At 52.4% G+C, this 7,514-nt stretch carries 7 protein-coding genes and 1 pseudogene; 6 read left to right on the forward strand and 2 right to left on the reverse strand.

The window, feature by feature from the left end:
- The coding region (locus C492_RS00335) for an MFS transporter (RefSeq protein ID WP_008419420.1) at positions 1–586 on the forward strand (586 nt) is incomplete at its 5' end.
- 658 nt (positions 587–1,244) lie between these two features.
- Here C492_RS00335 and C492_RS00340 read toward each other — a convergent pair.
- Positions 1,245–1,895, reverse strand: a complete 651-nt coding sequence (locus C492_RS00340; protein ID WP_008419421.1) for an AIM24 family protein — start codon at positions 1,893–1,895, stop codon at positions 1,245–1,247.
- Positions 1,896–2,198: 303 nt separating this feature from the next.
- Here C492_RS00340 and C492_RS00345 point away from each other — a divergent pair.
- From C492_RS00345 to C492_RS00360, 5 genes and pseudogenes are all read left to right on the forward strand, one after another.
- Positions 2,199–2,894 (forward strand): annotated as a pseudogene (locus tag C492_RS00345) (transposase); the annotation flags it as partial.
- Positions 2,895–3,050: 156 nt separating this feature from the next.
- On the forward strand, positions 3,051–3,221 hold the full coding sequence (locus C492_RS25750; RefSeq protein ID WP_083898720.1) for a DUF1059 domain-containing protein: 171 nt from the start codon (positions 3,051–3,053) through the stop codon (positions 3,219–3,221).
- Between the two features lie 323 nt (positions 3,222–3,544).
- A complete protein-coding gene (locus C492_RS21965) occupies positions 3,545–3,997 on the forward strand; it encodes a universal stress protein (protein WP_008419424.1) in 453 nt (150 codons plus the stop codon).
- A 118-nt stretch (positions 3,998–4,115) separates the two neighbouring features.
- The gene (locus C492_RS00355; RefSeq protein WP_008419425.1) at positions 4,116–4,631 is read left to right on the forward strand and encodes a hypothetical protein; all 516 of its coding nucleotides are present in this window, start codon (positions 4,116–4,118) and stop codon (positions 4,629–4,631) included.
- A gap of 490 nt (positions 4,632–5,121) precedes the next feature.
- Positions 5,122–5,487: a cupin domain-containing protein gene (locus tag C492_RS00360; protein WP_008419426.1), complete on the forward strand. Its 366-nt coding sequence runs from the start codon at positions 5,122–5,124 to the stop codon at positions 5,485–5,487.
- A gap of 119 nt (positions 5,488–5,606) precedes the next feature.
- Here the strand turns inward: C492_RS00360 and C492_RS00365 are convergent, their stop codons facing one another.
- The gene (locus C492_RS00365) at positions 5,607–6,503 is read right to left on the reverse strand and encodes a ZIP family metal transporter (RefSeq protein WP_008419427.1); all 897 of its coding nucleotides are present in this window, start codon (positions 6,501–6,503) and stop codon (positions 5,607–5,609) included.
- Positions 6,504–7,514: the final 1,011 nt, after the last annotated feature.

Consider the following 7,514-nt stretch of genomic DNA (forward strand, 5'->3'; position numbering starts at 1 on the left):
CCCGACGTTACTCGTTCCGTTCGCGTTCGGCTACATCGACCGGTTAACTGCGGGATTCTTCGCGCTGACCGGTGTCGCCTACTTCAGAGAAGCGTTCGGAATTGACGCCGCACAGGCGGGGCTTACACTGGCGCTGTTCTTCGTGCCGTTCGCAGTGTTGCAGTACCCAGTCGGCTCGCTTTCTGACCGGATCGGTCGCTTCCTTCCTGTCGTCATCGGATCTGTACTATACGGGGTCACAATCATTGCTGTCGTCCTCGCTCCCACGTACGGGATCGCAGCGGGCCTGATGATTCTCGTCGGTATCTGCGGCGCGTTGGTCTCTCCAACGACGATGGCCCTCGTCACCGACATCGTGCCGGCGACAGAACGAGGCGCTGCGATGGGTGGATTCAATGTGTTCGGAAGCCTCGGGATGCTGAGCGGGTTCGTTATCGGCGGAACCGTCACAGAACTATACGGATATCTACCGGCGTTTATCGCCGCCGGTGGGCTGGAGATCGCAATAGCCACCGTTGCCTCCAGAGCCATCTGGAAGATCACATCTCACGAACGAAGCCCGGTACCAGGTGGCGGTGGCAACTGACCAAATCGAACGACGCACTGAACCGACCGGAACGGGCATGGCTTCCGCTGTGGATGGCGCTATTTACACTATTTCGATGAATCCCATGTGATGTGTTACTAGCTCTGACTTTATCGAGAATCGGCACCACGATCTCGGTATTCAGAGATAGTAGTGGAGCTCGCACTGGATCTTCTGGGTCTCGTTCGACGAATGCGGCGCGTACCATCGATCGATCCGGTCAGGAATGTAGCCCGATATAGAAAGTCGCCTGTGGAGTCTGGAACCGTTGTGGGGTCTGTTCCTGCAAGTTCCGACACAGAAGCAGGAAGCTCCGTCCTCAACAAGCGAGAGTCGGTTAGACTCGAGCGCGGGNCCGTTGTGGGGTCTGTTCCTGCAAGTTCCGACACAGAAGCAGGAAGCTCCGTCCTCAACAAGCGAGAGTCGGTTAGACTCGAGCGCGGGTGGAGTAGTTCACTGCTACCACCGATTGTTCAAAGGTCTCCCATTTGTACAAACAATTCAGGAGCGTCGTGAGTGGGAATCTCAGTATATTGATCTTTAACACAGACTACTGCTCGTAGTGAACCGCTTTGGGGCTTGCCCCGAGGTACTCGGCCTGCTCCGCCTGTAGATGAGCAGAAAGTCGAGAAATGTCATAGGCAAGAATGTATATCTGCTATTCTTCAAATGGTTGGACGACAACAAACCCATTCGTATCGGTGAAATCCATTTGGTACCGCTCGCCAGATTCTTGACCGATCATATCTGAAAGATTTCGATTGACGTTTACATCTGGGGAGGCCCCGCTCCACGCCACGGTCGCCTGTGGATCTGTCGATACCGGTGGCTCAAGTACAATTGGATCCCCATGTGTTGTAATAGCGATACGACCAGGTCCTTGGAGGTAGACGTTTGTGAGCCCACCAGCGATAGCCCCAGCAAGGCTATCGATTGTATTAATTTCATAGGAAACGTCTGACTCGAATGCGAGGATATCTTCTCCGTTGACTGTTATCGACTCTTCTGCTCCAAGCTCAAGCACCTGAACCTTCTTTTTGTGATCAGCAAGGAAGGCATGGCCTTGCCCTTCAATACGCATCACAGGGGTTCCTTCACCGGTCGTAGCGTCTTTCAGAAACCCTTTAATTCCCCCCTCTGCTGAAGATTTCCCAGTAAACGATAGATCGCCTGTGAAAGCGACCATCGATCCAGCCTTCGCTATTACTGCACCGTCAACGGCAACATCGAGCGTATAGGCGTTTTCTAGTTGGAAGAGTTCGTCAGATTCGTTCGTTCGGTGTTTAGACTTGAATTGTTGGATGTCCATAATTATAGTAGTGTTCGGGTAGTCAAAATATGTATCGGTGTATAGTAATTATTAGTAGTATGTTCGAATATCAGTCATCTTCAGCTGCCCTTGGGCACTTTCGCTATATTTGGCTCTGGTGAATCGCCATAGGGCGTCGGGTTCCGGTTGCTGAGAGTGCGTAGTAACTGCCCTTGGCAAGGGCCAAGTCGAGGTTGTTGTGGAGATAGCTACCGCTGAGGACAATCACAAGAAAATTCTCGCCGTAATCTTCCGCAGCTCAAGACCCCAATCCGGACGCCGTCTGGTGATTCACCAGAGCCCATTTATCTGGAAGTCACTGGAGACAGCTATCGATCCCTCACACGCCATCCAGAACTCGCAAATGTATTGGGACTCGACCAAATTCCTAACGAGTCAGTCATCTCTCGAACGTGGCGCAATCGCTTCGACGATGAGGTTCGCGGGTATGTCACTGCCAGTGCACACTACTTAGTCAAGGAGATCCACAACGAGAACCTCTCGGTTCCCGAAGTCCGGCCACTGGAGGAAGTCAAGCAATCCTCAGAGGAGATTATTGACTCGGCTGAGGATGTTACCAAGTTCTCTGACGAAGAAATTTATCGAACAACCCGCCTCGCTCGTGAGCATGGCTTCGGTCCGTTCGACACCGGGAGAGCCCAGAACGCGACGTATGAGGACGCGCGATTCTTTGAGCTTCAGACGTTCATCGGGATGGTCGGCTGCGGCACACCGCAAGGCGCTGCACGGTTCAAGTTCCGTCGAGGCAAGGAGTACGGCCCCCACGGAGATACGCACCTCTGCGCGGTCAAACAGTTTGACTCGGAGAGCCTACTCAAAGGGTTTCAGCAGGCAACAGATCGACTTCTCTCAGTAATTCAATCAGGGTCCTCGTTTCGCCGTCCAGTCACCGTCGCGATTGACATCACGACCATTCGCTACTTCGGGAGCGTAGAGGGAATGCCGATGGTTAGCGGGACGAAAGACAGCGAAGATCGAACTATATGTTGAGTTGGTGGCCACTGTGGCCGAAGAGCTCGGCTTCGAAATTCTTGGTCCACCACCGTGGGTTGAAGAGTAATCGTGATCATCGTCTCTGAGATAGAGGGTCTCAACGGGGCAGGATTAATTGGTATGGATTACGCATATCTAAATATGGCATATCAGTTCGAATGCGCGGCTCCAGATTGCGTATTCTTGATTCGGGCCGCAGACGAAAGTGAAGTAATATCACAAGTAAAGCGACATTCAGAAGAACAGCACGGGAAGTCCTCGCCGCCAGAAGATGTGATTCGGGAGCGAATGGAGACTGTCGAAGTCGAGTGACTGGAGAGGAACAAGTCTTTGATCGGGATTTTACGCTCGCCAGTGGAGGAGGCACAATCGAGTCTCTGAGTACGGTAACCGTCGCTATCACCGCGCAGATACTTCGATGGATCGATCTCTCCATTCCAAGTTTATCAGGCTAAGTCGTGTGAACGGGGGTGAGAGTCCGATAAACTATCTATTCTTCACAGAGTGGCTTACCTATAATAGGCTTCCTCAAAAAACACTATCCGATGTACGATCACCTTCTCCTGCCAACCGACATGAGCGCTGGTATTGACCAAGCGATTGACCACACTCTTGACGCTGCAGACCNCTATCCGATGTACGATCACCTTCTCCTGCCAACCGACATGAGCGCTGGTATTGACCAAGCGATTGACCACACTCTTGACGCTGCAGACCGGTACGATGCTGAACTTCACATTCTATATGTCGTGGATGCCGAGGCGTATAGTTCGTATCCTGGCGATGAATACGTTCACGAATTTGAAGGGTTAGAAAGTGCACTTGAACAGGCCGGCAATCAAGCAGTCGAAGATATCGCACAGCAGGCAGCCGCCGCTGACATTCCAACAGTAACTGAGATTCGTCATGGTGTCCCCCATGAAGAAATCCTTGAATATGCGGACGAAGCAGACATCGGGCTGACCGTTGTCGGGTCAAAAAATCGATCTGGGGAATACCGCCGAATGCTTGGCAGCGTAGCCGAACGAGTCGCTCATATGTCCGAACGACCGATAACGATTGTGAAAACCCCTGTTGAAGAGGAATAGGACAGTAGACGGCCTGTACCACCCGATCGAGTAAATTACTTATCGGGATAGTAGAATACGGTACTACAAGGGACCGTTCGTACGGTGTTATTTTGACTCAGAGACCGGAAAGAGGAGTATGGATGATGCCCGGAAAAGGGTAGATCAGGTCGAGTCTTTAGACGATACAAACCCTGACCTGTACGAAGCACTTCAGTCGTTAACAGTTGCTATTGAAGACGTTACGTTCGAAGGGAGGCGTATCGAGACGGAGAGTCGAACGTTCGAACGGACTGTTATTCAGATTCACGGCGATGGCGATACAGGATTCGGAGAAGATGTCACACCATCCATCGAGGCACACAAGCGGCTTCGCAAGGATGGGCTAGCTCTTCCGACTGGTGCCCAGACGCTTAGATCGTTTATCAGTGCGCTCGATACCGATTCGGTTCTCTCAGAGCAGACAGCCCTCAGGGCGAACGGCAACCATTTGCGGTGGGCTATCGAGAGTGCAGCCTTGGATCTGGCGCTCAAACAGTCACGACAGACATTGGCAACGGTTCTGGATCGAACGTCTGAACCGATGACGTTCATTGCAGGCCTCCAACTCGGCGATCCACCACAATTGCTTCGTTGTTCTATCCAGACGGTCTAAATGACCTTTCACCGCCTGTGTACCACCGGTTCGAGGCCGGAAACTCGCTCCCGGAAAGTCCACTTGATCCGCCGGCTACTCCATCCGGTATCGGTTGGTANCCGCCTGTGTACCACCGGTTCGAGGCCGGAAACTCGCTCCCGGAAAGTCCACTTGATCCGCCGGCTACTCCATCCGGTATCGGTTGGTACCGCGGTTGATTATCGGCGTAAACTTTCTCAATTGCACTCCCGTACCCATCCACCCATTCAATACCGAGCGGGCGGTTCCGATCGTACCGCTCGTCCGGGCTATCACGCTCCAGAACATGCCCGAACGATTGACCGCCAGCGTCGTCTTTAGAACCGGTGACGCCAAGAACGCGTACCTGACTGACAACTCCGATCGACACCCCTTTCCACGCAAGTGTAGGGCGGGTTACTATGAACCTGATACGTATATTTTGCATGCTCGTCACGTTCAGGCGCTTTGAACTGAGAGTGAACCCAAAATGAACGGATACACTACTAACATCGAAGAGGATACCCTCGAAAACGAGGATTATCGCCGCGTACTGTACACTGGTGAACACACGCAACTTGTCCTGATGACGCTCCCCCCAGGTGAAGAAATCGGCCTCGAAACTCACGACGAGCATGACCAATTCATCCGCGTTGAAGAAGGGTCCGCTCAAGTGGTTCTTGACAAAGAAGAGGTTTCTCTCGGGGACGACGACATTGTCATCATTCCTGCCGGGGTCGAACACAACGTAACGAATACAGCGGATGAAACGGATCTGAAGTTGTACACGCTCTATAGTCCGCCAGAACATCCAGACGGAACCGTTCACGAGACGAAACAGGATGAAGATCACTGAACCTGTATTCTGACCGCAACGACGCTGAGAATCACCCTATATTCGTCACGGCATTTCTGGCACCGTCTGTCTCGCTTCGGTACTAGATCCGTAGTATTAGACTCTGTTTGACTGATTGGTTAAATGTACATTACGGGGATCATAGCAATTACACCCGCAGCGAGACCAGCCAGTAACTCGGGATAACCCCGATTCGGTAAGTCTGAACCGGTTTCGATCGCCTCCGGGATAAACTCGGTTACAACGAGGTACACCATCGCGCCGGCGGCAAATCCGAATCCGAAGGGCAGGAACGCTTCGGCCCACGAAACGAACACGAACGCAATGACCGCACCGATCGGCTGGGGAAGGCTAGAGAAGACCGCAGCGCCAACCATTCGCCAGTTGGAGAGACCCAACGCCCGCATCGGGATGGCGATAGCAGTTCCCTCTGGGATGTTATGAATGGAGATGGCGATGGTCATGAACACTGCGAGCAGCGGGATGGAGAATCCGAGTATTGACGCGCCGCCGTCCAGTCCGAGTTCGGCGAACGAGACGCCAACGGCGACGCCCTCGGGAAAGCTGTGGACCGTTAAGATGCCGAGGATGAGAACGAGTTTCTTCAGATCACCCTCAGCGAACGCCCTTGCTTCCGGCGCAAGGTCCGGATTGTCCCCTGCGCCATTAGCACGAATCTCGCTCGCGTTATTGTCAGACGAGTCGGTCATCTCGGTGAGATCGACATCCCCAAGCACGTGATCTGAGACGACGACCAGTCCGACGCCAGCAAGTAGTCCCCCGGCCATCAGCGTTGGAAACCCACCTGATGCATAGGCCAATCCCTCGTCCACAAGCCCAAACAGTGACACTGTCACCATGATTCCCGAGGCGATACCCCATAGCCCGACATTCCAACGATCACTGAACTCGTCAACAAAGAAGAACGGGAGCGCCCCGAGTCCAGTCGCCAGTGCGGTGATGAGTCCCGCAACGAATACCAGCGAGAGATTTTCTACGAGTGTCACATATATCATATGTGGTTTGGCCACAAAAAGTCTTCTATTTTAGCAAAATTATTTTGGCTAACCTAAAATATGGCGGAGGGAGTCAGCATCGAAGATTATGTAACAGTTATAATTCGGCCCTGGTTACGGTATACAACGATGACCATTCAGATCATTCTCGAAAAACCAGTTGTCCTTAATGAGTGGCTCAGTTGAAGACCTCTGATTGGTATAGGTCCTGGAACTCTCAATGATCAGTACAGAGACTGTACCTCACATGGGAAGTGTATACTGATCATTTATCTGTTAGAAGCGGTGGTTTTGAGATGGTCGAATTCGCCCACCTCATGCTTCAAAGGTTGATTCGTTCGATGGCCGAACTAGAGCCTGCAGATTTGATCAAGTCGCTAAATCACTCCACTATGGATCGACTCTTAGTCACTCCTCATGGAAGTAATGATCTAATCCTTTCAGCGGTAAGTAGAGGTGAAGTAGTGAACAGCGACGAGTGGATTCATAGTAAAGAAACAGGACTATATCAAGATTTGAATGGAATGTGGACTTATAATCTAGTTCTCGTGATAGGAAGGGATGGAGTGTCCACGTGTCCGGGCTGGGGTAGTGGCCATCCTTCAGCCTGTGCGGGCTGAGACGCGTAGTTCGATTCTCGCGCCCGGACCTCATTTTGCGCAGTTCACATCTCTAGTGGTCACGCAAACCAGTTGAGTATTATACGGATGAATCAAGCACTACCGCTTACCCATAGATCGTCACCCAGATGATCAACACAAGCCTGCAACAGACAGCCCAATGGCTATCCACGTTACTTCCAAACATTATCACGATCTGCCCCAGCAGATACACACCGTGAACAGGGCAGGTCGCGCAGTGAATCGGCACGACCAAGCATCTTGTGAACGCTCCTGGACCGAACCACTGAAAAGTCACCCCGTTCCGTTCACTGCGTCCACGGTGAGGGCAAACGCAGCGCCACCCCCACTGCGTTTGCCTTTTGAGAACCGTGACGAAAGGTGTGCCGTT

Origin of the sequence: Natronococcus jeotgali DSM 18795, from assembly GCF_000337695.1 — an archaeon.
Taxonomy (GTDB): Archaea; Halobacteriota; Halobacteria; order Halobacteriales; family Natrialbaceae; genus Natronococcus; species Natronococcus jeotgali.

Excerpts from the sequence above, each read along its gene's own strand:
- C492_RS00365 (WP_008419427.1), bottom strand. The coding sequence starts at position 6,503 with ATGATATATGTGACACTCGTAGAAAATCTCTCGCTGGTATTCGTTGCG.
- C492_RS25750 (WP_083898720.1), top strand. The coding sequence starts at position 3,051 with ATGGCATATCAGTTCGAATGCGCGGCTCCAGATTGCGTATTCTTGATT.
- C492_RS00360 (WP_008419426.1), top strand. The coding sequence starts at position 5,122 with ATGAACGGATACACTACTAACATCGAAGAGGATACCCTCGAAAACGAG.
- C492_RS00340 (WP_008419421.1), bottom strand. The coding sequence starts at position 1,895 with ATGGACATCCAACAATTCAAGTCTAAACACCGAACGAACGAATCTGAC.
- C492_RS00355 (WP_008419425.1), top strand. The coding sequence starts at position 4,116 with ATGGATGATGCCCGGAAAAGGGTAGATCAGGTCGAGTCTTTAGACGAT.
- C492_RS21965 (WP_008419424.1), top strand. The coding sequence starts at position 3,545 with ATGTACGATCACCTTCTCCTGCCAACCGACATGAGCGCTGGTATTGAC.